The organism is Paenibacillus sp. Y930, from assembly GCF_056786375.1.
In genome coordinates this window covers 385,211-409,882 of sequence record NZ_JBXCIX010000002.1, presented here as the reverse complement: position 1 = coordinate 409,882, position 24,672 = coordinate 385,211, and the positions used below count along the sequence as shown (strand labels likewise).

21 protein-coding genes and 1 pseudogene are annotated in these 24,672 nt (G+C 38.8%); 3 read left to right on the top strand and 19 right to left on the bottom strand.

Annotated features, from left to right (window positions below; all coding sequences use genetic code 11):
- Window positions 1–95: 95 nt before the first annotated feature.
- The 9 genes from AC1TO5_RS07295 to AC1TO5_RS07255 all read right to left on the bottom strand — a co-directional run bounded on the left by AC1TO5_RS07295 (window position 96) and on the right by AC1TO5_RS07255 (window position 9,454).
- Window positions 96–485, bottom strand: a complete 390-nt coding sequence (locus AC1TO5_RS07295; protein WP_482062138.1) for a GntR family transcriptional regulator — start codon at window positions 483–485, stop codon at window positions 96–98.
- A gap of 603 nt (window positions 486–1,088) precedes the next feature.
- Window positions 1,089–2,441, bottom strand: a complete 1,353-nt coding sequence (locus tag AC1TO5_RS07290) for a C2 domain-containing protein (protein WP_482062137.1) — start codon at window positions 2,439–2,441, stop codon at window positions 1,089–1,091.
- Window positions 2,442–2,488: 47 nt separating this feature from the next.
- A complete protein-coding gene (locus AC1TO5_RS07285) occupies window positions 2,489–3,304 on the bottom strand; it encodes a Cof-type HAD-IIB family hydrolase (protein WP_482062136.1) in 816 nt (271 codons plus the stop codon).
- Between the two features lie 85 nt (window positions 3,305–3,389).
- The gene (locus AC1TO5_RS07280) at window positions 3,390–3,572 is read right to left on the bottom strand and encodes a hypothetical protein (protein ID WP_482062135.1); all 183 of its coding nucleotides are present in this window, start codon (window positions 3,570–3,572) and stop codon (window positions 3,390–3,392) included.
- Between the two features lie 15 nt (window positions 3,573–3,587).
- The gene (locus AC1TO5_RS07275) at window positions 3,588–4,673 is read right to left on the bottom strand and encodes an ABC transporter ATP-binding protein (protein ID WP_482062134.1); all 1,086 of its coding nucleotides are present in this window, start codon (window positions 4,671–4,673) and stop codon (window positions 3,588–3,590) included.
- A gap of 12 nt (window positions 4,674–4,685) precedes the next feature.
- The gene (locus AC1TO5_RS07270) at window positions 4,686–6,329 is read right to left on the bottom strand and encodes an ABC transporter permease (protein WP_482062486.1); all 1,644 of its coding nucleotides are present in this window, start codon (window positions 6,327–6,329) and stop codon (window positions 4,686–4,688) included.
- Window positions 6,330–6,459: 130 nt separating this feature from the next.
- A complete protein-coding gene (locus AC1TO5_RS07265) occupies window positions 6,460–7,506 on the bottom strand; it encodes an ABC transporter substrate-binding protein (RefSeq protein ID WP_482062133.1) in 1,047 nt (348 codons plus the stop codon).
- Window positions 7,507–7,517: 11 nt separating this feature from the next.
- Entirely contained in the window at window positions 7,518–8,564 is a 1,047-nt protein-coding gene (locus tag AC1TO5_RS07260) for a LacI family DNA-binding transcriptional regulator (protein WP_482062132.1), read from the bottom strand.
- Between the two features lie 551 nt (window positions 8,565–9,115).
- Window positions 9,116–9,454: a DUF4363 family protein gene (locus tag AC1TO5_RS07255; protein WP_482062131.1), complete on the bottom strand. Its 339-nt coding sequence runs from the start codon at window positions 9,452–9,454 to the stop codon at window positions 9,116–9,118.
- 91 nt (window positions 9,455–9,545) lie between these two features.
- Here AC1TO5_RS07255 and AC1TO5_RS07250 point away from each other — a divergent pair, with 91 nt between their 5' ends.
- Window positions 9,546–10,238 (top strand): DUF421 domain-containing protein, encoded by a 693-nt coding sequence (locus AC1TO5_RS07250; protein WP_482062130.1) that lies wholly within the window; start codon window positions 9,546–9,548, stop codon window positions 10,236–10,238.
- A gap of 4 nt (window positions 10,239–10,242) precedes the next feature.
- Here the strand turns inward: AC1TO5_RS07250 and AC1TO5_RS07245 are convergent, their stop codons facing one another.
- The 9 genes from AC1TO5_RS07245 to AC1TO5_RS07205 form a co-directional block, all read right to left on the bottom strand.
- Window positions 10,243–10,713 (bottom strand): DUF4188 domain-containing protein, encoded by a 471-nt coding sequence (locus AC1TO5_RS07245; RefSeq protein WP_482062129.1) that lies wholly within the window; start codon window positions 10,711–10,713, stop codon window positions 10,243–10,245.
- Between the two features lie 15 nt (window positions 10,714–10,728).
- Complete coding sequence (locus AC1TO5_RS07240; protein ID WP_482062128.1) at window positions 10,729–11,355, bottom strand: TetR/AcrR family transcriptional regulator; 627 nt, start codon at window positions 11,353–11,355, stop codon at window positions 10,729–10,731.
- A gap of 82 nt (window positions 11,356–11,437) precedes the next feature.
- Window positions 11,438–12,379 (bottom strand): hypothetical protein, encoded by a 942-nt coding sequence (locus AC1TO5_RS07235; RefSeq protein WP_482062127.1) that lies wholly within the window; start codon window positions 12,377–12,379, stop codon window positions 11,438–11,440.
- Window positions 12,380–12,431: 52 nt separating this feature from the next.
- Complete coding sequence (locus AC1TO5_RS07230) at window positions 12,432–12,797, bottom strand: hypothetical protein (RefSeq protein WP_482062126.1); 366 nt, start codon at window positions 12,795–12,797, stop codon at window positions 12,432–12,434.
- Window positions 12,798–13,128: 331 nt separating this feature from the next.
- Complete coding sequence (locus AC1TO5_RS07225) at window positions 13,129–14,811, bottom strand: methyl-accepting chemotaxis protein (RefSeq protein WP_482062125.1); 1,683 nt, start codon at window positions 14,809–14,811, stop codon at window positions 13,129–13,131.
- Window positions 14,812–15,163: 352 nt separating this feature from the next.
- Window positions 15,164–20,350: a putative Ig domain-containing protein gene (locus AC1TO5_RS07220; RefSeq protein ID WP_482062124.1), complete on the bottom strand. Its 5,187-nt coding sequence runs from the start codon at window positions 20,348–20,350 to the stop codon at window positions 15,164–15,166.
- A gap of 85 nt (window positions 20,351–20,435) precedes the next feature.
- Window positions 20,436–20,960 (bottom strand): phage tail protein, encoded by a 525-nt coding sequence (locus AC1TO5_RS07215; RefSeq protein ID WP_482062123.1) that lies wholly within the window; start codon window positions 20,958–20,960, stop codon window positions 20,436–20,438.
- Window positions 20,961–20,971: 11 nt separating this feature from the next.
- Entirely contained in the window at window positions 20,972–21,475 is a 504-nt protein-coding gene (locus AC1TO5_RS07210; protein ID WP_482062122.1) for a phage tail protein, read from the bottom strand.
- Window positions 21,476–21,532: 57 nt separating this feature from the next.
- On the bottom strand, window positions 21,533–22,042 hold the full coding sequence (locus tag AC1TO5_RS07205; RefSeq protein ID WP_482062121.1) for a phage tail protein: 510 nt from the start codon (window positions 22,040–22,042) through the stop codon (window positions 21,533–21,535).
- A gap of 834 nt (window positions 22,043–22,876) precedes the next feature.
- Between AC1TO5_RS07205 and AC1TO5_RS07200 the strand changes: the two genes are divergently transcribed.
- Together AC1TO5_RS07200 and AC1TO5_RS07195 are read left to right on the top strand one after the other, a co-directional pair.
- Complete coding sequence (locus AC1TO5_RS07200) at window positions 22,877–23,401, top strand: helix-turn-helix transcriptional regulator (RefSeq protein WP_482062120.1); 525 nt, start codon at window positions 22,877–22,879, stop codon at window positions 23,399–23,401.
- 1 nt (window position 23,402) lies between these two features.
- On the top strand, window positions 23,403–24,167 hold the full coding sequence (locus tag AC1TO5_RS07195) for a CPBP family intramembrane glutamic endopeptidase (RefSeq protein ID WP_482062119.1): 765 nt from the start codon (window positions 23,403–23,405) through the stop codon (window positions 24,165–24,167).
- A gap of 142 nt (window positions 24,168–24,309) precedes the next feature.
- Here AC1TO5_RS07195 and AC1TO5_RS07190 read toward each other — a convergent pair.
- A pseudogene (locus AC1TO5_RS07190) lies at window positions 24,310–24,654 on the bottom strand (GMP synthase (glutamine-hydrolyzing)); the annotation flags it as partial.
- Window positions 24,655–24,672: the final 18 nt, after the last annotated feature.

Here is a 24,672-nt window from a genome sequence, read left to right as displayed (position 1 = left end):
AGCGAAAGCATACGCTTCAACTTTTCAATAGCTACCTGATATGCTTCCTGTGAATGAAAAGCACATCGGAAGCATCTACTTCAACTTTTCAATAGTTAGCTACGATTAGGCAGTAACTCATTGAATGATGTACCTACAAGCTCTTCAAACTGATTCATTTCCATTCCTCTAGCTATTGCCTCCGCAATAAGAGGTCTCAATCGCTCTAGTAAGTTTTTCTTAAACTGTTCATCAGCGATTGGCAATGCGTCAGGCTCAATGATGACACCTTGCTTGCGATTAATTTGTACATAACCATCTTGTTTCAATAGATGATAAGCTTTGTTAACGGTATGCAAATTCACACCCAAATCTACAGCTAAAGCGCGTACCGACGGTAAGCCTTCCCCTGGAATAAGTTCACCTTTCGCTATCCCTTCAATAATTTGCTGTGCAATCTGCGTGTAGATAGGTGTCTCAGATTGCAAATCAATGGCTAACAGCATATTCATCACCTCCTAAAACTTTTTGTTGCTCCCTGATTGACTTCTAAGTCAACAAAAAGTCACTTCGGAAGCATATACCTAACTTTGCGTTACTTCTTGATTGACTCCTAAGTTAACAAAAAGTCACTTCGGAAGCATATACCGAACTTTTTGTTGCTCCCATAGATATTTTCCAACCATAGAACAGCAGCCTCGAAAGCAACGTATGTTTAACTTCAATACGTGAATTAATGGATCTATACAATATAAATGACTAAGCAAGATCTGTTCTATCTGTTATACTTAATATATAACAGATAGAACATCTAGTCAACACTCTTTAATCATCTATACGATTGGCACCCTATCGCTCTCTTCTCCCACAAGCGCACAAAAAACCATCCAATGATCGATCATCTTTGAATGGCTCTTCAGTATTACAACTATTGATTAGCGGATACAGATTTCCATAGTAAAACCTTCAGTGATCGACTTTGCATTTATCAAAATTCAAAAATAGAAGGTGATGCGAAATTACATCTTCGCGTCACCTTCTGTTTTCTTCTCAAGTAAACAGTTTTTGTTCGATAAAGAAAGCTTTTAAAAATAATAGACTAGTTTTCTTTATAACTCTTTGGCAGTTACAGTGGCAGTAACAGCAGCTTCTCCAGTAGATGTCAAAGCATTCGTCCAGGTAATCGTTTGTCCGGGAGACGGTGTCGCTAGTAATACTCCCATCGTATCATCGCCTGAGGTTCCGTCTTTATCTAGCACTTCTATACGAACAACGGTATTTGGTGGTTCAGCGATATAAATCGTATTGAATGGCTCTGAATATTGATTACCAAATTCAGCTTGCTCATAGCCCCAATACACATTTTTCGTCACATCTTTGGGCATCTGATTGTCTTTCCAATGTTTGCTATTAATATGCTCCTGACCATTGACACTAATTTTCAAAAATACGTCGCTCTCATCGTTAAATGGGTCCTTATTTGCCTTGCTAGACACGTTAGTGATCGTAATTTTATGAGAATAATAAGGGTTGTATACATAGGTATGTGAAAATTCACCAAGCCCATTCAGATGAGTATCGATGAAAAAGGCAGGATCAGACCAATATATTCCTTTGTACAATGGACCATCATCCGGATCATCCTTTGCCCAAGGTAAGGTGCATGAGCTATTCGAATAGGTATCTCCGTGAAAATATCCAAATGCATTATACGTATAACCCGCTCCTCCTGTATCCATTCTTCGATCCCAAAGCTCATCCATTGAAATAAGAGCATAATCATAAATCTGTGTGTAGCTGCCGGACGTATTCGTTGGCATTACAGCATTTCCTGTTTGATATTTAAATACAATGCCATCCCCACCATTAGCAGACCTGCCATCATAAGCATGAACACCATGACCAGCATCACTACCAATACCGTTAGCAGAAATGTATAGCTTAGGACGATGTCCATCTAATAAAATTCCACCATCAATATTATCACTACCAGATGTAATACTGGAATTATTCGTATACTGATACCAATGATTATGTGCTTGAGTTTCTATTAGATGTAGTGAGCCATACGTAGTGCTATCTTTGCGAATAACAAAAATACTTCCTTCCAAATCATGCTCGTGTTTTTCCAAATTAATCGGTCCATCATCACGAGGATAGTAAAAATCATATTCAATGAAGTAATGTGTCAATGTTTCACGTACAGAATAATAGACAGATGGAAGGATATTATAATTGAATAGATTCTCCCAATTATTATCGCCTCTCCAATCTCCGTCATAATTAAACTTCGTCATATAATCTGCACGTACACCATATGTTTCATTGACATCCTGATACACCGTTGGTGCCCAGTGAGCTGCTAATTCCTCGTAAAACGACAATGAAGTAGCTTGAGATTGAGCTGGCAATAAACCAATGCTAACAGCAATGACTAATACAACAGACAATAATCTTTTCAAGGGAACACTCTCCTCATTTCTTTTTCAAGACATCGAGCATAGATAGGTCAGGACTCTTTCAAGCAAAATTTTTCAATCACATCAGCTATTGCGTGCTCCAAATTAGAGGGTGCAATATATCCAGCAACTCGCTTAAGGTCTGGATGTGCATTTTGTACAGCTACACCTAAGCCTGCTTCCATTAACATTTCCTTATCATTGAGATGATCGCCAATAGCAATCACTTCTTCAATAGGAATACCAAGCTGTGAGGCAAGTAACTTTAATGCAGCTCCCTTTGAAGCAAATGGAGGTAAAATTTCTAAATACGTTTCCTCTGAAGATACGAGCTCACATTCCGGATCACTTAAAAATCTTTGATTGACAACAGAGAAGTTCTTATCCTCTTGAATAATCAAAATTTTAGTTACCGGTACTTCTAATAAAAAGTTCGAGCTATCCCACGTCTGACAAACAACACCATCCTTTCGCATATAGGTTTCAATCGTAGCATTTATCGACGAAACCCAAAGCTCTCCATCTACATAAAAAATCATATTCAACCCGTGCATAGTCATAATCTTCAGTGCTGACTGAATAACTGCAACAGGTAGGAATAACTCAAGTGAGCTTGTATTGCTTTCAAAGTCCACAATTTTGGCTCCATTATATAAAATAACAGGATGCTTAATGCCTAGCTCCTCAATAAAGCGGTAGGCTGCCTTCTCCATTCTCCCTGTCGCTATAGTAACAATGCCACCCTGCTCTTGGAAGGCACGAATTTTCTCTGCGTTTAGCTCACTAATTCTTTGTTCGTGATCGACAAGTGTACCGTCAATATCTGTGACTAGCATGCGGTATGTGCGAGCTAAAGAATTCTTCATTAATCTTCAATCCTCTCTGGTTGCTGAGGTAAACGGGATGTCAATACACCGGTATCCTCACCTGTCACAAACAGCCCGCAATTCGTTATACTCGTAAGTTGCTCCACTCCGTTTTATATTGGTTATACTCTTGATTGTTATTCGTAACTAGAACCCACGCAGGTTTCAACATCTGTAGTAGCTCTTCACGCTTATCGATTGGAGCCGCTTGTAATTGCTGTAACGTTTCATAAGCCTCCAACAGCTGCTTCGTTTGTATCGCTTCCATACTTTTCAACCTTCACTATTCACTTTCTAACTTTAGTAAGTGCATTTTCGATGTATCTAATGTTAATGAAACAACGCCAGCAAGCTGCTTTTCAGGGTTAGCGATATCTACAATCCACTCCCTGGATCCACTAGTTACCCAATAGCGAATCAACCGTCCTAAAAAGCTGCTTTTCTTAATATAACCTTGAATAGAAGAGGAGGATTGATTCTTGGTTTGCATACCTGAGCTAATGTACAAGCTTTCAGGACGAATCATAAGCTGTACCTGTTCACCTACAGAAAAGCTATGTCCTTCTTGCTCTATCACATAGTTATGACCATCACATTGCACCGTAATATGATCGTTTTCTACATGGAGAACTTCCCCTACGATCAAATTGGCTACACCCACAAATTCCGCAACAAAACGGTTACTAGGTTTGTTATAAATATCCCATGGCGTCCCGATCTGACTAATTGTGCCTTTATTAAATACCGCAATGTAATCGGACATTGAAAGTGCTTCATCCTGATCATGCGTGACGAAAATTGCGGTAACCCCTGTGCGCTGCTGTAAATCTCTTAGTTCATTACGGACCTCAACTCTCATCTTGGCATCCAAATTACTTAGAGGCTCATCCATTAAAATAATATTTTGTCCCATAATTAGTGCTCTTGCAAAAGCAACACGTTGCTGCTGTCCACCACTCATCTCTTTGGGAAAGCGATGCTCCATCCCTTTTAGCCCAAACATATCTAGCATTTCTTCAACCTTTTGCTTTATTTCCGCCTTGGGATACTTATTCACCTTTAGACCATACGAAATATTTTCGAATACCGACATATGTGGAAACAATGCATATTCTTGAAACACTAGCGGAGTTTTTCGTTTGTTCGCAGCCGTATTATTGACACGTGCTCCTTCAATGAAAATATCTCCAGCGTCAGGCTCGTGAAAGCCTGCAATCATGCGCATGAGCGTTGTTTTACCACAGCCACTCGGACCTAGTAAGGTCATAAAGCAGCCTTTAGGTACTTCAAGTGAAATTTGATTGATCGCGGTGAACGCTCCAAATGTTTTCGTAACGTTATCAATTCTAATGATAGATTCAGTCTTCATATCTTCCTCCCGCTACAATTCCAAAGATTTTCCTTGACGTTTTAGCAATAAATTAGCCAATCCGAGTGCACTGAAAGCAATTGTAATTAATACGATCGTAAATGCAGATGCACTGCCCCATTCACCGTTACTCACTAAACCTAATATTGAAACCGTTCCAACAGATGTATTCACCGAATAAATAAAGATAATAACACTTAAGCATGTGATCGATCGTAAAAAGGCAAGCGCCATAGATGATAAAAATGGTCCTTTGAGCAATGGCAACAGTACACGCCGAAAAGTTGTAAAGCTGCCCGAACCTAGATTAGTAGATGCTTCCTCTAAGGAATTACCAATTTGTTGTAATGCCGCAGAATTCGCACTATAACAAGTTGGCAAATTCCAAAATAGCAAAGCCAATACCATAATAACCGAAGTTCCAGTTAACGTTAGTGGCGATTGATTAAAGCTCATCGCAAAACCTAAGCTTAGGAAAATCCCAGGTACTGCACCAGGCAATATCGCTAAAAAGTCTATGATTCGATTAACACCAATCGGTTTGCGTTGTACAATATAAGCTAATACCACGGATAATGTAGCAGCACCAACAGCAGCAAAAAAGGCATATTTCACACTATTGATAACCTCTTGTTTTTTATATAATACGTACTTCAAATTATCTAAAGTTAACGTCCAATCATATCCCCATGTTTTCGTAAATGCACCATAAAACAGCACACCATAAACGGATAAAATAACGATTGTAACGAACATGCAAAAGCTGAACATTCCCCATTTAACCCAACTTGGAACTGGATATGGAGTAAGCGAGCTTTCTTTACCCGTTACGATGACGTAGGAGCGCTTTCCTACCCATTTCCGATTAAGCCAAAATAGTGCAAACGCAGGAATAAGTAGAGCCGTCGCTAACATGGCCGCTGCCGGCAAATTAAACCACCCTGACATTTGTAAATACGCCTCAGTTGGTAATAATGAGAAGCTTCCCCCAATAATCATCGGATTTCCGAAATCCGCTAATATATTCATCGCTGCGATTAATGCACCGCCAGCTATACCTGGGCGACAAAGTGGTAAAAATACATCCTTAAATACTTGCCAGCGTGTTGCTCCCAAATTATAAGCTGCATATTCTAAGTTTGTTGAATTAGAGCGCAATACACCATAAATAATGACAAAAGCAAACGGGAAAAAGTTAATGGTTTGAACTAGCCATAAACCATGCCAACCATAAACATCCATACTTATTCCAAGTACATGCTTAGAAATAATACCTTGTCTACCAAACAGTAAAATATAAGATAACGCCACTATAAACGGCGGCGAAACAATCGGAAGTAATGTAATAAAGCGAAACAATCCTTTGAATGGAATATTTAAGCGAGAAATTGAATAAGCAAAAATAAATGCAACAAATGTACAAGAAATTGTAGATAAAAAAGTCATCATTAAACTATTTAATGCCGCTCTACTCCAGCGGGCATTTGTAAATAGCTCGGTATATTGAGCAAGTGACGGCTCGCTAATGACCTTTAAAATCGGCCAAAGTACAAAGAAACCTGTTAAGATCGTCACTAGACCAATAATGATCGCAATCACTGGCTCATTTTTTAATTTCAACATATTAGAGCGCGCTTCTTTCATAGCTGCTTGCATCAATTTGCTCACATCCTTTCAGCTGTCCGCCCAATATGAAAGTGCTTCACAATTAAGCTGGTAGAATATATTTTGCTTAACATGAAGCACCCTATGCTTGAACATTAGTCTATAATAGTTAGTTCAACGTTTACTTGCCACCACTTGACTCAACAAATTTCTTAAGTGCATCTTCCTTCATAGACGTCGCTAGATCGCGATCATATTCAATGAGTGTTAATGAATCTATTGCTACCATTCCTACTGGAGGGGCAACTTCTGGAAGAACAGAATAACGACTAGACATTTCTGTATGCATTTCTTGGAACTCTTTCGTTAGTAACCAATCCATAAAAATTTTCGCATTATCTAAGTTTTTACCGCCTTTAACGATCGCTGCTCCACCTACTTCATAAGCCGTTTGCTTAGGAATGACCGCCTTTAATGGGTAGCCTTTACTAGCAGATTTCACAATATCATGAGCCCAGTGCAACCCAACTATAAATTCGCCTGTTGCTGCAAGATTCACAACGTCACCACCTGATGCAACGTAATGATGTACATTTTCAGATACATTGCTCACATATTCCCATGCCTTCTCTTCACCTAAACGAAAAATTTGTGTTGCTGTGAAAATATAACCGCTACCTGCTGTTGCTGGATTAGGTAGCACCAGCACATCCTTATAATTTGGATCTAGCAGATCATCCCAAGTTTTTGGTTCACTTATACCCTTTGGTGCAAGCTCCTCTGCAAAACGCTCCTCATTTACAGCTAGTGCAAGTACCCCCATATACCAGCCCTGGAAGAATCCTTTCTCATCATTGAACATTGGATCTAAATCCTTTGCATTAGGAGACTGATAGGATTCTAGCAAGCCCTGATCAGCTAGTGGCGTATAAAACTCTACCGATCCTCCAACAACTACGTCAGCCTGAGGGGACTCCTTTTCCGCTTGTACACGAGTACTCGCTTCACCAGCACTATTTAAGCGTAAAAATTCAAGTTCAATACCCGTATCTTCTTTAAATTTCGTTTGAATTTTCACCGTATCGTCTTCGTTTAGAGCTGAATATAACACAAGCTTCCCTGAACCTTTAATCGCTGATCCACCATTACTTCCTTGTTCACTACATGCCGTAAGAAATACCATCACCGATAATAAAGCTGCGAATACGAACTTACTTTTTTTCAACATGAGTTAGCCTCCTATTTTTCCTCGGTTAATTTCACTTCTATACATCTTCTACAAGATTTACGAACAATAAGTCTAGCTTCTATGAGCTGAGATTGAGGAACTTCTGTCACTTCATTCTTTTTGTTATTGATCATTTCTAGAAGTAAAGTCGCTGCTCGTCTCCCCATTTCCACTCGAGGCTGTTCCATCGTTGTCAATTGAATCCAATGTAAGTCTGCATACTCCAAATTATCGAATCCAATGACTGAGATTGGACTCGTAAGCCCCTCTTCTCTTAACGCTATCCACTCTAACGCTCCTATGCCTAGCAAATCATTCGCAGCAAAAATCGCTGTTAGCTCTGGATTATTTGCATATAATCGCTCCATTGTTTTCCGACCATCTTCAATCGCTCTACCAGCTTCTGCGATGAACCGTTCAGAAGAAAATCCATGATGCTTCATCGTATCCCGATAACCTCTAAGACGTTCAGAACCGGAGAATGAAGTACTCGGCATTGCAATAAAGCCAATTTTTCTATGTCCCAAATCAATTAAGTAATTTACTGCTGTACAAGCTGCACGATAATGATCTACATCGACAAATGGTACAGATAAACCTTCTGGTGTCCGTCTACGTAAAAAGACAACAGGCATATTTAATCTTTTCAAACTATCGATTAGCTCTTCATCGAAATGGTCTGGGGTTAAGATCAAACCATCAAACTGTCTGGAAATCGCATTTGTAATAAATTGCTTCTCCTTACTCGAGTTACGATTCGTATTCCCATAGACGACCTGATAACCATAATCAAACAACATTTCCTCAATCGCATTGGCTAAGGCAGAAAAAAAAGGATCTGAAATTTCTGGGATCATTAAGCCTATCGTGTAAGTTTTTTTGGAGATAAGTCCTTTCGCAATTGCATTGGGATGATAATTAAGCGCGCGTGCGGTCTCCATGACAAGCTGCTTCGTTGCTTTGCTTACATCTGGATGATTATTCATCGCTCTTGATACTGTAGATGCAGCAATGCCCAACTGATTAGCGATGTCTTTAATACTTGTTATCGCTCTCACTTCCCTTCAAATTATTCGATTTTTTTACTGCGAATGCTCGCCTGCGTCACATCATGACTTCATCGACATAAATAAGCCACAAACGTTACCGCAAACGTTTGTTATAACTATAAAATGGAAATGTTAACTAGATATCAACATATAATATCGTTTTTGTAAATCAAGTTTTTATCCGACGAGTAGGCCAATGCCCACAAAAAAAACCATCCAATGATCGATCTCATTGAATGGCTATTCAACATCACATAATAATACGTCAGCTACTAGCCAACGCTCCTTCGCTTAACGTTTTTTATATTCAGCTTCCTTCTTTTACTTTTCCATAGTTTAACCCAAACCTGATTCTCTTCATCCTTAAAAAAATTAATTCCAATTAGTTTAAGTGGTGTCCATATTTCTTTGAAATAATAGTAAGGCATTTGATCACTCCACCTCTTATAGGAGACTATAGTTTCACGTCAAACATCATCATAGGTATATCATACTACTCATCCTCATAAAGTACTAGTTAATAATGATAATCTACACAAATATAACTTATACTGGTAATTTTACAATGAATATATATCTGCTAATATCGTCTTCGTTGTACTTAATTCAATCCTAGCTTCAGTAAAATCTTCTTCCTCGATTGCAACAATAATTCGTTGGATGCTTTCGTGAAGTCTTTCATACTCCCCTTCATCACCTAGCAATTGTAATTTCCATTCATTATGTTTATACACCTTTAATAAGGCTTCTACTTGTAGCTTTACAGATTCAGTATCGTTATCGCTAATTGATTGTTCAAGTCGACTAATATTCTCCTTGAATTCATTTTTACCGTTTTGAGCAGAACATCCTGAAATTACGAGCAGAAGCATCATACAGAGCAAAGCTCTTTGAACCATCTCGGCTTATCCCCTTTTCGTTGCATATTATTATTTAGATTACCCAATAATAAGGAAAACTTATTCAGACTTTTATATTGGGGGAATACCTGTGCCAGAGTATGTATTAATATTAATTCGTTCTATTGTTGCTTTTCTCGTCTTACTCTTTTTGGCACGAATTATGGGAAAGAAACAGCTTTCACAGCTTACGTTCTTCGATTATGTTGTAGGGATAACCATTGGTTCCATTGCCTCAACAATGTCCGTCGATCAAAACATTAAAATCTCGAACGGTCTTGTTTCACTCGCGATATGGGGATTATTCCCGATAATTTTAAGTCTAATCGGACTAAAATCAAGAGGTTTTCTACAGTTAACCGATGGTAAACCCTCGATCATTATTAAAGATGGGGAAGTATTGGAAGATACGATGAAGAAAAATCAAATGGCGATTGATGAGTTAATGATGCTATTACGTGAGAAGGATGTTTTCAAGCTAGATGATGTTCAAATGGCTGTATTTGAAGCAAACGGGGAACTAAGCGTGATGAAAAAAGCTGATAAGGAGCCAATTACGCCTAACTTTCTCGGAATAAAACTAAAACATGAAAATGCTCCGACTTTATTAATTATGGACGGTCATATATTACATGAAAATTTGGCAAGACTAGGCTATTCCAAAAAGTGGCTAATACATGAAATCACACAAATAGGTGCTTCAACCGAAAAGGATGTATTCATCGCTCAAGTAGATGGCAATAAAAAGGTGTATGTGGATTTGTATGAGGATAAGAGTGAATAGCAAACTAATGATCAAGTCTTTGTTTCGCGGTTTCATGCTTGCCTTGAATAGGAATAAGTTGTCCGGCTTTGCCTAATCCATAAGCCGGCATGTTGTTGTAGACACATTCGTATTTACGCTCATCTATAATGTAAGTTTCATGATAAATACCTACTACACCACTTGTTCCAATATGTTTTTTGTATTTTGACCAAATATCTAAATGACTTTGGGATGTTCTTGAAAACTTCTCTAATTGCTCAAATGATCTCCAATATTGAATTAAAGTTATACCTCTCCATGAAAAATGATAACTAGCATCTAAGAAACCAAGTTCTTTATTACGATATACTTCTTGTAGCATCGAACTCATCGATTTAATGACTGGGAGCCACTTTTGTATAGAAAGTAATTTATTAATTCGCATTCCAATAACGAATACGACAAACGGGCCATCCATTTCAGCAGTATATCTTCCTGGTATATATTGAGCCATAATTACATTTCTCCTTTAATGTTTCTCAAGTAATATAAGATTCGTCTCATAAAAATCCAATATATTTGAAGATCCATATAACTGTGAAGTTAAATATGCCCCATAAAAAATGGTAAACAAAACTTTAACTGCAGAGTCCACAGATATATCTTCCTTTAACTTTCCTTCTTCACTCGCTTCAGTCATCGATTTATGAAACAAATCATACATACTGGGCTCCAGCCTGCCTATTTCAATCTGATCAGGAAAGAGTAGCTTAATCTCAGCATCACTTAATTCAAGCAACGTTGGATGCATTTTCATTTCAGCTAAAAATGATATTAGACTCGCCATTATTCCTGCTCTTTCTTTGTATTGGTCAACAACAGTAGTTAGTAAGTGACGAATAGCAGAAAAACCCCGTTTATGATCTGTCTCGATCTCGATAATTCGTTCCGTTAACCATATACGCATAAAATAAATTAGAATGTCATCTTTTCTACTAAAATATTTAAAAAATGTAACCCTAGATACTTCAGCTTTAAGACATATATCATCCAACATCACTTCACTAAGCATTCTGTCGCCTATAAGTGACATCGTTGCATGATATATGGCGATTTTATTGCGTGCTTTTTTGATCTCTCTTAATGAAATATCCATATGCAAAATGTATCCCCTTCTCACAAGTTAACTCATGCAAATAAATTAACACGAGTTAACTTTTAAATCAATATTTTTTTTATTATTGAGTTTCCTCAATCCAAGTAATGCGCTCTGCTTTTGAATTAGATAACTCCTGCTCAGCAGCGCGATGGTCCATATCAAGTGTGTTCACTACCATTCTTACGTTATGAATTGCTTCTAATACTTGATCTTGAGCAGCTTTAATTCGACCTTGTACGAGCCAGTCAGTAATTAAGCCATCGAACCAATAGTCGGCCATTTTGAGTGTTCCACTTATATCGATCGGGATGTCCGTCGACCTATGCAAATCTGCAAGTTCTTTATGAAAATGTTGTAGCTGGCGATTGGCATTATGGATAGAGGTTCGCGCATCATCGATATGTCCGTGCTTAATATGAGTACTAATCAAACCTCCGTTTGCCCACATATCCCAATTCCCCCAATTTTCCGCTTTTCCCAGTTGCTCTGAGGCATAAGTTAACGAGGAAATGACACCTCTCCCTGCCGATAGTGCTTCTCCAATCTCCTTAACTAACCAGCTTTTATCTGAAATTTCGGCTTCCATCTCTTCCAGTTCATGAGCTATATCCGGTGAATTACGGAGCTCCACTTCCTTCTTCAACATGAGCTGATTATAATCAAAGTGAGCTGTGGAAAGCTCTACAAGTTGATGACCAACCTCAAGTAAATCCTCCTTAAGTTCTTTGAGACTTTGCTTTGCTTCCTGAAGCTTAAGTGTTGCTATCAGTTCCTGCTGACGTTCCAGTTCAAGCTGCTCTTCCTTGCTTCGCAAAATCGTATGGAACAAATTGATTAGCGACATACTCGTCAGCTTCTCAACATCCTCCTGCTCCATTTCCAGCTCAACTTCTAGATTTACAACGAGTGCTTCCTGCTCTCTCATAAGCTTTAGTAAATCTTCCCTATTCCGTTCAACTTTGGACAACTCATGCATACGCTCTTTTAATACCGTAAACTGTTCAAAATCTAACTCAGACATTTTAACGCCTCCTTCTAAGATCAAATTCGGATTGGATCACCGTTCATTTAATCTACCATTCAATTTCAATCGTATTCAATGAAGAATTTTGTGAAACATTGATATATTCAAGTTGCTTCATATTATTAAGAAAATTAGGTCTCTGATTGATCATACACATTTCTAAGTTCAAGATTCGCAAATGCCTTAGCTTTTCTAGTTCGAGCGGTAGTTCATCGATCGCGGTGTATTGAATCGTAAGCTGCTCCAGTTGCTCCAGATCTCCAATCTCTGGTGGAATACGATTTAGGCTGATCTCTTCCTTTGGCTTGACCCGAAATCCGGGAGTCGGGCGATCTGAACTCGCACATTGAATAGTTACTTCGATACCATACAAATGTTCATGCACAATCGAGTAAAGATAGTCTCCGCCATTCATCCATATCATCGCCTTCGACTACGATTGTCTTCACCAGATAAGGTTTCAATGCCTCCAAAACGCTTCTGTAATCTCTACTAATCACATTAACTGGAATTTTCACCTTAAGCACAAAACATTCCGAATTCTGTATCGCCAAATCTATTACAAAAAAAGGATATAATAGAATATTAACACTTATGAAGTAAGAAGCAGAGGAAATCTATAGAATAAAGGCGCATTTTCATTCAGTGTTGAATGGAAATGCGCCTTTATTCATTTAAATCCAATTATTAAAATTAAAAACGTATGTTTTTCAGTGGCTTCGAATTAGCCCAAGCACCTTTTTATCTTAAATTTTAAAATGGTTTACTTTACTTTGTAGTGTTTCGGCTAGATCTGCCAATGATTGAGAATTAGATGAAATTTCTTCTGTTGCTGCTAATTGCTCCTCTGTGGCAGCGCTAGTTTCATTTGCACTTTCAGCAGCTTTTTCAGTTAACTGTTGAACTCGAGTATTATTTATTGATACATTTTCGGTCATTGCTTGAATTTCTTCGATTGCATATGATACCGATTCAACTTTTTCGATTACATCGATGACGCTAGATTCAATTTCATTAAAGACTTGAAGGGATTCAGATGTTCTAGATAATCCTTCTCCTACCTTATCTCCACCAGAAGTAATTGCCTTTACTGCATTATCTGAAGCCGTTTGAATCAGTCTTACCATACCCTCAATTTCTGCAGCAGAAAGCTTTGATTGCTCTGCTAATTTACGTACTTCATCAGCTACAACAGCAAAACCTTTTCCATATTCACCAGCACGAGCTGCTTCGATAGCTGCATTTAGTGCTAATAAGTTAGTCTGCTCTGAAATATCTGTAATCATTGATGTCACTTTTTGAATTTCATCGGAATGCTTCGCCATATTCATCATGATTTCTGTTGTTTCGTTAAATGTTGTGTGAATCATATTCATTTTATTGGCTACATCTGAAACAACCAATGATCCTTTTGTAACTAAGGCTTGTACACCTGAAGTAGCAGTCCGCATTTTCTCGTTATCACTTGAGATATTCATAACACTATCGTTTAACTGATTCAGTGAACTTACTGATAACTCAATCTCTTCCATCTGTTCCTTACCTATAGCTAATTGTTTTTCAGTCGCGGCTGTTACCATTTGTGAAGATGCCAAACTTTCTTCAGCACTTGCAGAAAGTTGCTCTGCATTTGCAGCAAGTTGAATGGATGAATCTCGTACACTTGCAACAATACCATTTAAGTCACTTAACATTCTATTGTATGTTGTGGCCATTACGCCTATTTCATCCTTGTTTTTAATATGTATAGGTTCAATTAGAAGGTTACCTGCTGCAATTTCCTCTAAACCTGCAGTAATTTTCTTAACTGGATTTGCAATTCCTTTACTGATAAAATAAGAAACTACTATACCGACTAGAATACTAATCACTGAAATAATAATTACTAACAACAACATATTATGTTGAAAATCATCTAAATCTTTTCTTGTTTTTTCAGAATTTTGTTCCTGAATTTGAATTAACTGATCTAATATTTCTAAAGTTTTCGTATTTAATACTGTTGAATTAGATATATAACTTGAAAAATCTTTGCCACTTCTTTTTAAGGATATAATTGTATCATTTGAATCAAATAATAAGAGAGTCTCTGTTTGAAGGTCTTTTAATAATTTTAATGATTCTTCGTCTGTTGTCATTTCAATTAATGCTCTAGCATAACCTGACCCTTCTACTGCACCTGCATCAAGTTTTTCGATTGCATCATCTTTCCCATACATAACAAACTCTAATACAGCAGTTGCTATCTCCTTTTGTACTCCTTGAATATTCTCTGCTAGATCAACTTTCTTCATATCAACATCGATAATTTTTTTATAATTATCAGTTAAAGTAAATAATAAAATAATACTGATTGTACTTACTGCCAGCAGTAATACTAATACTGCTGAAAATCCTAGCCACATTTTCTTAGATGTCGTTAATCTCACGCTGATACTCCTTTACGTAATCATTCATTATATTAAGAACCATAAAAACTAGTATACTTACGTGAAGGTGTTTTGTCGCACCATAATTTAACAATTAGAATAAATTACTTATTAATAATTGACTAAATATCAATAAAGCAGAATCGATAGGCCTGTAAAATTAAATTATGGTTTACTATTTTTGTGAGTTCACTTTATATCCCATTCCCATTTGATAAATTTCACATAAAAAAACTCCCTTTTACCGTGTTAATAACACAAATAAAGGAGAGCTTATTTTCAAGTCCAATAGTTGCAGGGGAATGACAACTATGACCTCAATTGACGCACGAAATCTCTTGCTATACAAACCTTACTTGTTAATTAGATTAGAAGTTTGCAGTAGTCTTTGTATAATCATTGCTACTTCTGCTCTAGTAATGTTAGCTTTAGGTGCTAGCAAGTTATTATTTCTGCCTGAAATAATACCTGAGATTACGCTGTCTGCAACGCCATCAAGCGCCCAATCAGATACAGTGCTAGCATCAGAAAATGTACGAATTACATCAATTTGGGATTGATTTGTTGCACTTTCCTTTAGCCCTGTAATTATCATCGCTTTAGATATAATCAACATAGCTTGCTCACGTGTAATTGTATCATTCGGACGGAAAGTTCCATCTTCAAATCCATTAATTAGACGATATTCATATGCAGTCTGAACTGCACTGCGGTACCAAGCTGTTGTACCTATGTCTGTGAATAAACTATTTTCTTGCGACAAACTCATTCCTAGCCCACGAACAATAATCGCTGCGAACTCAGCTCGAGTAACATTCTGATCAGGATAATACATCCCATTTCCTATTCCGTTGACAACCATCCTAGATCCCATATTATTGACTGCCGCTTTTGCCCAGTGATTCTCTACATCAATAAATTGTAGCGGATTCCAGACAACAGAGTAAGTACTATTGGTCAAGCTGTAAATGACAGCATAATATCTATCACCGACTTTAGTAATTTGAGTCGGTACATGTCTAACTGAGCCATCTGGTTCTACAACTACACCCGTTGTTATTTGGTTCGGATCAATCCCTTCTGGAATAGCTATCGTACGCTTAATATAGGAGTTGAATCGCAATATCTCTACTGTACGACCGTCATACTCCACGCTTACCTTGAAGTTAAGCGCTGGAGCAACTTGTGTTAACCCTTCACGATTAACTGCAGCTTCGACAATTTGCAACATGTTCTTGAGCGGCTCAGCAATTTCGATTTTTAATTTCACATCCTCTAATGCCACATTAGTACCAAGCTGAGAAGAAATTGCTGTTATATCGATTTGTTCTGCTGGTATCGTGTATGAAGAGTTGTTCGTTTGTAGAACTATAATCGCTTGCTGCTCTTCCAATTTTTTAATGATATTCCCATTAATTTCAACAATAACGACATTACTATCTGCAGTAACAGGAATCGTAATGACTGCTTGCTTACCTTCGTCTTCGAACCGTTGCATCAGCTTTTGTTCATCTACTGCAACTGTAACCACTTTTTGTCCGTTTATTTCAGAAATCGTTGCAGTACCTGCGTCCACAAGCTTTCCGTTAACTAATACATGAACTGCATTTCCTGAAGGCTCAGGTATGTCGACATTATTAAACACTGCTTTTACCGTAACTGTAATCGTTTCCTCGTCCGTCAAAAGACCATCACTCACTTTTACCGTGAACGTATAATTTTTTGAACCTTGATTTGCTGATGGTTTCCAAGTAAATTCACCTGTTTGACTATCTATTACAGCACCTTCTGGTGCATCAACTAAGCTGTAGATTAAAGTGTTGGCTGGGTCATCCTCATCCGTTGCAATCGTGGTAAATCTTAATTGACTTCCTTTATTCACACTCTTGTTCCCTATCTCTTGCAGTACAGGTGCCACATTCACTTCATTAATCGTAACCGTAATTTCCTCGCTGTCACTAAGCACTCCATCGCTAACAACGACTTCAAAGGTATAGCTTCCTGGACCTTGCGCTTCCGTTGGTGTCCATGTGAACACACCTGTTGTAGCGTTGATGCTTGCTCCTGTTGGTGCATCAACTAAACTGTACGTCAGTATATTTGCTGGCAGATCTGTATCAGTTCCTACTGCCGTAAACGTGAGTAGCGTTTCTTCATCTACCGTTTTGTCTCCAATCGTTGCAAGTACGGGTGCCACGTTCACCTCGTTGACCGTAACTGTAATTTCCTCTTCATCAGTTAATGCCCCATCACTTACAATAACTATAAATGTAAAGCTTCCGGGACCTTGCGCTTCCGTTGGTGTCCATGTAAACACACCTGTTGTAGCGTTAATACTTGCTCCTATTGGCGCATCAACTAGGCGATACGTCAGCGTATTCGCTGGCAGATCTGCATCTGTTGCAGACGCTGTAAACGTTAATTCGCTTCCTTCGTCTACCGCTTTGTCGCTGATTGTTGCAAGCACTGGCGCTACATTCACTTCGTTAACCGTAACTGTAATTTCTTCTTCATCTGTTAATGCTCCATCACTTACACGAACGGTAAACGTATAGCTAGACGGGCCTTGGGCTTCCGTTGGCGTCCATGTGAATGCCCCTGTCGTAACGTTGATACTTGCTCCCATCGGTGCGTCTATTATGCTATAAGTCAAGATAGCCGAGTCCGGGTCTGTAGCTGTTGCCGTAATGGTTAGTTGACTTCCTTCATCTATCGTCTTGTCGCCAATTGTTGCAAGCACTGGCGCTAAGTTCACTTCATTGACCGTAACCGTAATTTCCTCTTCATCTGTTAATGCTCCATCAGTTACGGAAATCGTAAACGTATAGTTTCCGGGACCTTGCGCTTCCGTTGGTGTCCATGTGAACACACCTGTTATAGCGTTAATGCTTGCTCCTGTTGGTGCATCAACTAGGCGATACGTCAGCGTATTCGCTGGCATGTCAACATCCGTTGCCGTTGCTGTAAACGTAAGTAGCGTTTCTTCATCTACCGTTTTGTCTCCAATCGCAGCTAGCACTGGTGCAGTGTTGACCTCGTTGACCGTAACCGTGATTTCCTCTTCATCACTTAGCGCGCCATCACTTACGACAACTTTAAGTGTAAAACTACCGGGACCTTGTGCTTCCGTTGGCGTCCATGTAAATACACCTGTTGTAGCGTTAATGCCTGCTCCTGTAGGCGCATCAACTAGGCTATACGTCAGCGTATCCGCTGGCAAGTCTGTATCTGTTGCCGTTGCTGTAAACGTTAACGGACTTCCTTCATTAACCGACTTATTGCCTATTGGAACTAATACTGGTGCTATATTCACTTCATTCACCGTAACCGTGATTTCTTCTTCATCAGTTAATACTCCATCACTTACACGAACTGTAAACGTATAGCTAGACGGGCCTTGAACTTCCGTTGGTATCCATGTGAATACACCCGTCGTGGCATTGATGCTGGCTCCCATCGGTGCGTCTATTAATCTGTACGACAAAATATTCGAATCTGAATCAGTCGCTGTTGCCGTAAAGGTTAGCTGACTTCCTTCATCTATCTTTTTGTCTCCGATTGCAGAAAGCACTGGAGCCGCATTTACTTCTTTAACCGTAACCGTAATTTCCTCTTCATCTGTTAATGCTCCATCAGTTACGGAAATCGTAAACGTATAGTTGCCGGGACCTTGGGCTTCCGTTGGTGTCCATGTGAACACACCTGTTGTAGCGTTGATGCTTGCTCCTGTCGGTGCATCAACTAAGCTATACGCCAGCGTATTCGCTGGCAGGTCTGTATCTGTTGCCGTTGCTGTAAACGTAAGTAGCGTTTCTTCATCTACCGTTTTGTCTCCAATTGCAGCTAGTACTGGTGCAGTGTTTACTTCGTGAACCGTAACTGTGATTTCCTCTTCGTCCGTTAATACTCCATCACTTACGACAACTTTAAATGTAAAGCTTCCTGGACCCTGCGCTTCCGTTGGTGTCCATGTGAATACACCCGTCGTATCGCTAATACTTGCTCCTGTTGGCGCATCAACTAGGCTATACGTCAGCCAATTCGCTGGCCTATCTGCATCTGTTGCAGACGCTGTAAACGTTAATTCGCTTCCTTCATTAACCGCTTTGTCGCTGATTGTTGCAAGTACTGGCGCTACATTCACTTCATATACTGTAACCGTAATAGTTTCATCATCCGTCAACGTTCCGTCGCTTACTCGCACTATAAAGGTATAAGAACCCTCTTCCAATTCACTTGGTACCCATGAGAATTTACCCGTAGTGGGATCGATGATTGCTTCTGCTGGAGCTCTCACCAGGCTGTACGTCAAGATATCCGAATCTGAATCAGTCGCTGTTGCCGTAAAGGTTAGTTGACTTCCTTCATCTATCGTCTTGTCGCCAATTGCTGCAAGCACTGGAGCCGCATTTACTTCTTTAACCGTAACCGTAATTTCCTCTTCATCTGTTAATGCTCCATCAGTTACGGAAATCGTAAACGTATAGTTGCCGGGACCTTGCGCTTCCGTTGGTGTCCATGTGAACACACCTGTTATAGCGTTGATGCTTGCTCCTGTCGGTGCATCAACTAAGCTATACGCCAGCGTATTCGCTGGCAGGTCTGTATCTGTTGCCGTTGCTGTAAACGTAAGTAGCGTTTCTTCATCTACCGTTTTGTCTCCAATTGCAGCTAGTACTGGTGCAGTATTCACTTTGTGAACCGTAACCGTGATTTCCTCTTCATCACTTAGTGCACCATCACTTACGACAACTTTAAATGTAAAACTACCGGGACCCTGCGCTTCCGTTGGCGTCCATGTGAATACACCCGTCGTAACGTTAATACTTGCTCCTATCGGAGCGTTACCCAAACTGTACGTTAATGTATCTCCGTCCACATCTGATGCTGTTGCAGTAAAAGTTAGCAAGTTTTTTTCGTTTACCGACTTATTGCCAATTACACTCAAAACAGGCGCTGTATTCACTGGCGCAGCATAATTAATTTCAAGTCTAGGATCAAAAATTTCTGCATCGTATACTGAAGTTGTAGACATTAATAACGAAATAATGCCATCAGCACCAATATTGCTGGATGTCATCAAGCTGCTCACGTCTATCCGATATGTATTAATTTGTGTAGCCGGATTATACGGAATAATACTGGAGAAAATACCAGGAACACTAGAATTGATCGATTTTTCTGGCGTAACTAGCGTTGGCATAACCGTTGCCGTTCCTGGCCAACTATCATCTGTAATGGCAATTTTTAAATTTGAAATTGCAGTCCAATACCCCTCGAAGCTTTCAAAGGCAATGTATGATAAATCTATTGAACGAGCGCTATCAATACCATTAAACTTAAAAGTTGATTCTGAATAATTATTAATAGTATCTCCTGCAATATAGCCAAAGTCCAAAATTGTCCCATCAAAAGTATTTCTTCCATCAATCGGACTTATCACTACAGGAGCAGCAGCTGTACGCGGTGGAAATACTGGAAATAAAGAAAAAATGAGAACAAACGTCAAAAAAATATTAATACTAACTTTCTTCTTCATAACTTAACGACACCCCCAACTACTATAATTAAAATACAGCACGAAAACTGCCTTAAAGATCAAACTTTAAGGCAGTTCTTATAAACTACTGCTTCGGCGGATATACACCTACCAACGCAATAATGAAGCTCAATGTCAGATATGGTTGCATATTGTTATGAGCAGCATTTCCTCCAATAGCATTGAGAGAAAGTGCATTCATCGAAACATCAGGATTTGCTGCATAGGGCTTATTTGCAGCAGCATCACTCTCACTTCCCCAGACTTTATTACTCGGATCGCTTTGAGATGCTGCAGTTGCGCTAGACCCATTCGGAACATGCGTATGATTTGGAATTTGGTCAATTGTTAGTGTCTGGGTGCTGGAGCCTACCGAAGCTGCTATATTCCTAGGTGTAAGTCCTGGTCCAACTCCCTGCCCCATAGGCGCCATCCCTTGTAAATCGGGTAAAGCGAATGTCGTCCTTCCATCTCCTCCATAACTATTCCCGATAATGCTGTATAAAGCTGTATTTTGTTGAATATTCATCATCTGTCCATTACATAACGCCCAGCCAGCTGGTGCAAAATCTCCAGAAAACAATCTAATTTCACCTACATATGGATCCATGACTACACCTCCTAATTTCTTGGCGGATAAATGCCTTGCAGCGCAATACAAAATGAAACAGTTGTGTAAGACTGCATATTATTGTGAGCTTGACTCGCCCCTGTTGTCCCAATTGCTGCCGCGTTCAACGTAGTATTAGAGTTAGCTGCATATATTGGACGTGTCGTAGCTGTAACTGCCCATGTATTTCCTTCTGGTTTAGAAATATCTGCATTTGCTGAGCTTCCTTGAGCTTGATGTATATGCTGAGGTATTTCATTAATGGTTAATGTATGAGCTGCTTCTCCCCCAGCTGTCGCAATTGGATAAGAGTTTGATATGTGAATAGGAGTACGTCCCCGTAAATCAGGCAAGGCAAAGTTTACTCTGCCATCTCCACCATATCTGTTACCTAAAATAGAATACAGCGCTTGATTGCTATTAATTTGCATCAACTGCCCATTGCATAACGCCCATCCTCGTGGAACAATACCGAAAGCAAACGTTCTGATTTCTCCAACAAACGGTTCTGCCATATAAAATCCTCCTTTATAGAAACAATCCTCATAACGATACGAAATGCTGAGCTTCCCTTACCCTTGTGAAGGGAAGATACCTTCTAGCGCAATAATAAAACTAATGACTTTGCTTGGCATGATATTATCGTGCGGCTGATTGCCTCCAACGCTCGAAACTGCTGCTGGTGACATCGTAACGTTAGGTGCTGTATCCTGATAATTAGTTATCCCTGTACTAACTCCCCAGAACTGTCCTTCGGGTGAATTGCTTGTTGAATCGGCAGCAACGTTGTTTGCATTCGCAGTGTGCGTATGTGCAGGCAAGTTTGACTGTAGCAATGTTACTTGTTCAGTACCTGCCATTTGGCCAAGCGGATTACTTGATGAGGTATGAATTGGAATACGCCCTCTCATATCTGGAAGCCCAAATGTGCTAGCCCCATCACCACCATACGTTGTTCCTAGTAGTACATACAATACTTCATTCTCACTGATGCTGAGCAACGATCCATCGCAAAAATGCCAGCCTTGTGGTGCATAATTACCTGAAAACATCCGAATTTCTCCTACATATTGATCACTCATCAAATTTCCCCTTTTCTTATACATTCCAAGCACAAACTTGCTTAATACATTGTAATAAATTCATACCTGACTCTATACATAAATAGAAGTGCCACTAACTAATCTACTCAGAAAAGCACAAAACATGTCTCCTTGGTATACTCACTACGACAACATCAATCCTGAAGAATAACCACTATATTTAATGATCCTTTTTTGAATCATATTTCTGAAAATAGGCTATGAGCACGCGGTGCTAGCTATTTTAGTTATAACTAAGTATTCTAGTTGGCTATGTTCGCACGCTATATTTGGGAGGAAAAATCAACATACTTGGGAGGTCATTTGGTAGGTACCCATCTTAACGTATCTGACTTACGTATGAATATTGAACTTCAATTACTCATGGAGTGGGATAATCTTTCAAAGTGCTACGTTAACTCTCTGACACCAATCTAGTAACCATATCGGTATATACAGTATGTTAGTTACATTCCCCCTTGAATTTATCCATTTATTTCTATTATAAACATAACTTATTACGCATTACAATCTCAATTTTCCTATTAACTTAAAGTTAACAAAATCCACAATTGACGTTCATAGAAGTTTCTCCATTCCAATTACTAGTAGTACTTTCTTGTGAATTCGCAAAAAAAGCTAGGAGAAATTCTGCAATTATTACATTTCAATGAATCATATTATTAATTAATTTTGCTACTTGGCTGTTGCCTGGCTCCTCGCGATAGTAGCTTCACCTTACTAACAAAAAAAGATTGACAAAAAATTCTAATAACTATACATTAAATATATCAAATTGATATATCGAGTTGATATATTGAGAAAGGGAATTATATGATTGAATTTGTCACACTAGGTATGCTTTTACAGGGGAAGATGAGTGGCTACGACATTAAAAAAATAACCGAGCAAACGGTAGGTATCTTTTACAAAATGAGTTATGGTAGTCTGTATCCGGCTCTAAAGCGTCTTGTAAATAGCACCTTCGTTACCGAGGAGGAAACCAATGACAGCAAAAACAAAAAGATTTACAGTATTACTGAGCTTGGCCAAGTCCATTTTATGCAATGGCTTCGTGAGCCCCTGCGTTCCAACAAACGGGAATATCTAATAAAAATATTTTTTTATGACTATCTCGATGAACCAACAAGAAAAACAAATTTATTAGCCTATCAACAAAATGTCGCACAACATATTGCACAAATAGAGGCAGTGCAGACCATTGTATCTAAGGAACTTGAGCAGCTAGAAGATAAAAGCCAATATTATAATCGTGTATCTGTCATGCACTATGGCTTGCTTTTTTACAATATGGAAAATGAATGGTTAAAAAAAATAATTGAAAAAGAGGAGCTTTAAAATGAATTACTCTAACAGCTTTAGCGTCAAAAAGCCTTTATTAACCATTGTTTTGATCGAGCTTATGCTCATTATTTTTGTAGCTGGAGGTAGCGCCTATGTATCAATAGCTGAACTAACCCATCCGCTCGCTCCTTTTTTCGGCTTCATTCCAATTGCTTTATTTTTATTCATTTACCTTACAATTAATAAACAATGGAACCGATATTATTTCAATAGCCTCTCAAAACTATCAAAACGACAATGGATTGAATACATTCCTTTACTTCTTATCTTAATTGTATTGATAATCGGTAATAACGGATTTCAATCGGCACCGTTCTCCTTCTTCGCTTACATGTTACTATCTCAGATTTTTTTGGTTGGCTTTGTAGAGGAAACTTTATTTCGTGGAATCATGTTACGGATTCTCATGCCAAGAGGAAAAACTCTTGCTATAGTTGGCTCCAGTGTTTTATTTGGAATCACCCATGCTTTACAGGCTCTTAGTGGTCAATCCTTAGAAGATACAATATTACAAATCGGATATGCGTTTATTCTAGGTTTTGTGTTGGCTATTCTGGTCGTCAGAAATGGCTCCATTATGCTAACTATCCTGTTCCATGGATTACATAATTTCCTTAATTTCACTGGTAATACACCGAGCACTAATCTATATACTTACCTTGTTCTCGCTATACTCCTCTTGCAATTACTTTGGCTATTTATTTCAACTAAAAATAATTCATCCTTTCCTAATGATGCCAATATAGAAAATAGCTATTGAAAGAAAGCATCGGTACAAGTGACATCATACTTTTATCGATACTTTATTATTTAACTAAATAATTTTAGATATAAAAAACTCTCTTTCATTTGGTTAATTAACACAAATAAAAGAGAGTTTTTTCAATTTAATTCCACACTATTTATTCCCACTCAATCGTAGCAGGCGGTTTAGAAGTTACGTCGTAGACGATACGGTTAACGTTGTCTACTTCATTAACGATACGAACAGAGATCTTCTCTAAAATATCCCAAGGGATACGAGCCCAGTCAGCTGTCATACCATCAATAGATGTTACTGCACGAATACCAACCGTGTAATCGTACGTACGAGCGTCGCCCATTACGCCTACAGATTTCATGTTAGGTAGCGCAGTGAAGTATTGCCAAATTTCACGATCAAGACCTGCTTTGATGATTTCTTCACGAAGAATAGCATCAGAGTCACGAACGATTTTCAGCTTTTCCTCTGTTACTTCGCCAAGTACAATTGGTACTACAAATTG

Coding starts and splice junctions, on each gene's coding strand:
- AC1TO5_RS07235 (WP_482062127.1), bottom strand. CDS start 12,379: ATGTCTGAGTTAGATTTTGAACAGTTTACGGTATTAAAAGAGCGTATG.
- AC1TO5_RS07285 (WP_482062136.1), bottom strand. CDS start 3,304: ATGAAGAATTCTTTAGCTCGCACATACCGCATGCTAGTCACAGATATT.
- AC1TO5_RS07195 (WP_482062119.1), top strand. CDS start 23,403: ATGAATTACTCTAACAGCTTTAGCGTCAAAAAGCCTTTATTAACCATT.
- AC1TO5_RS07230 (WP_482062126.1), bottom strand. CDS start 12,797: ATGAATGGCGGAGACTATCTTTACTCGATTGTGCATGAACATTTGTAT.
- AC1TO5_RS07255 (WP_482062131.1), bottom strand. CDS start 9,454: ATGGTTCAAAGAGCTTTGCTCTGTATGATGCTTCTGCTCGTAATTTCA.
- AC1TO5_RS07295 (WP_482062138.1), bottom strand. CDS start 485: ATGCTGTTAGCCATTGATTTGCAATCTGAGACACCTATCTACACGCAG.
- AC1TO5_RS07200 (WP_482062120.1), top strand. CDS start 22,877: ATGATTGAATTTGTCACACTAGGTATGCTTTTACAGGGGAAGATGAGT.
- AC1TO5_RS07280 (WP_482062135.1), bottom strand. CDS start 3,572: ATGGAAGCGATACAAACGAAGCAGCTGTTGGAGGCTTATGAAACGTTA.
- AC1TO5_RS07220 (WP_482062124.1), bottom strand. CDS start 20,350: ATGAAGAAGAAAGTTAGTATTAATATTTTTTTGACGTTTGTTCTCATT.
- AC1TO5_RS07205 (WP_482062121.1), bottom strand. CDS start 22,042: ATGAGTGATCAATATGTAGGAGAAATTCGGATGTTTTCAGGTAATTAT.
- AC1TO5_RS07215 (WP_482062123.1), bottom strand. CDS start 20,960: ATGGATCCATATGTAGGTGAAATTAGATTGTTTTCTGGAGATTTTGCA.
- AC1TO5_RS07270 (WP_482062486.1), bottom strand. CDS start 6,329: ATGCAAGCAGCTATGAAAGAAGCGCGCTCTAATATGTTGAAATTAAAA.
- AC1TO5_RS07240 (WP_482062128.1), bottom strand. CDS start 11,355: ATGGATATTTCATTAAGAGAGATCAAAAAAGCACGCAATAAAATCGCC.
- AC1TO5_RS07275 (WP_482062134.1), bottom strand. CDS start 4,673: ATGAAGACTGAATCTATCATTAGAATTGATAACGTTACGAAAACATTT.
- AC1TO5_RS07210 (WP_482062122.1), bottom strand. CDS start 21,475: ATGGCAGAACCGTTTGTTGGAGAAATCAGAACGTTTGCTTTCGGTATT.
- AC1TO5_RS07245 (WP_482062129.1), bottom strand. CDS start 10,713: ATGGCTCAATATATACCAGGAAGATATACTGCTGAAATGGATGGCCCG.
- AC1TO5_RS07265 (WP_482062133.1), bottom strand. CDS start 7,506: ATGTTGAAAAAAAGTAAGTTCGTATTCGCAGCTTTATTATCGGTGATG.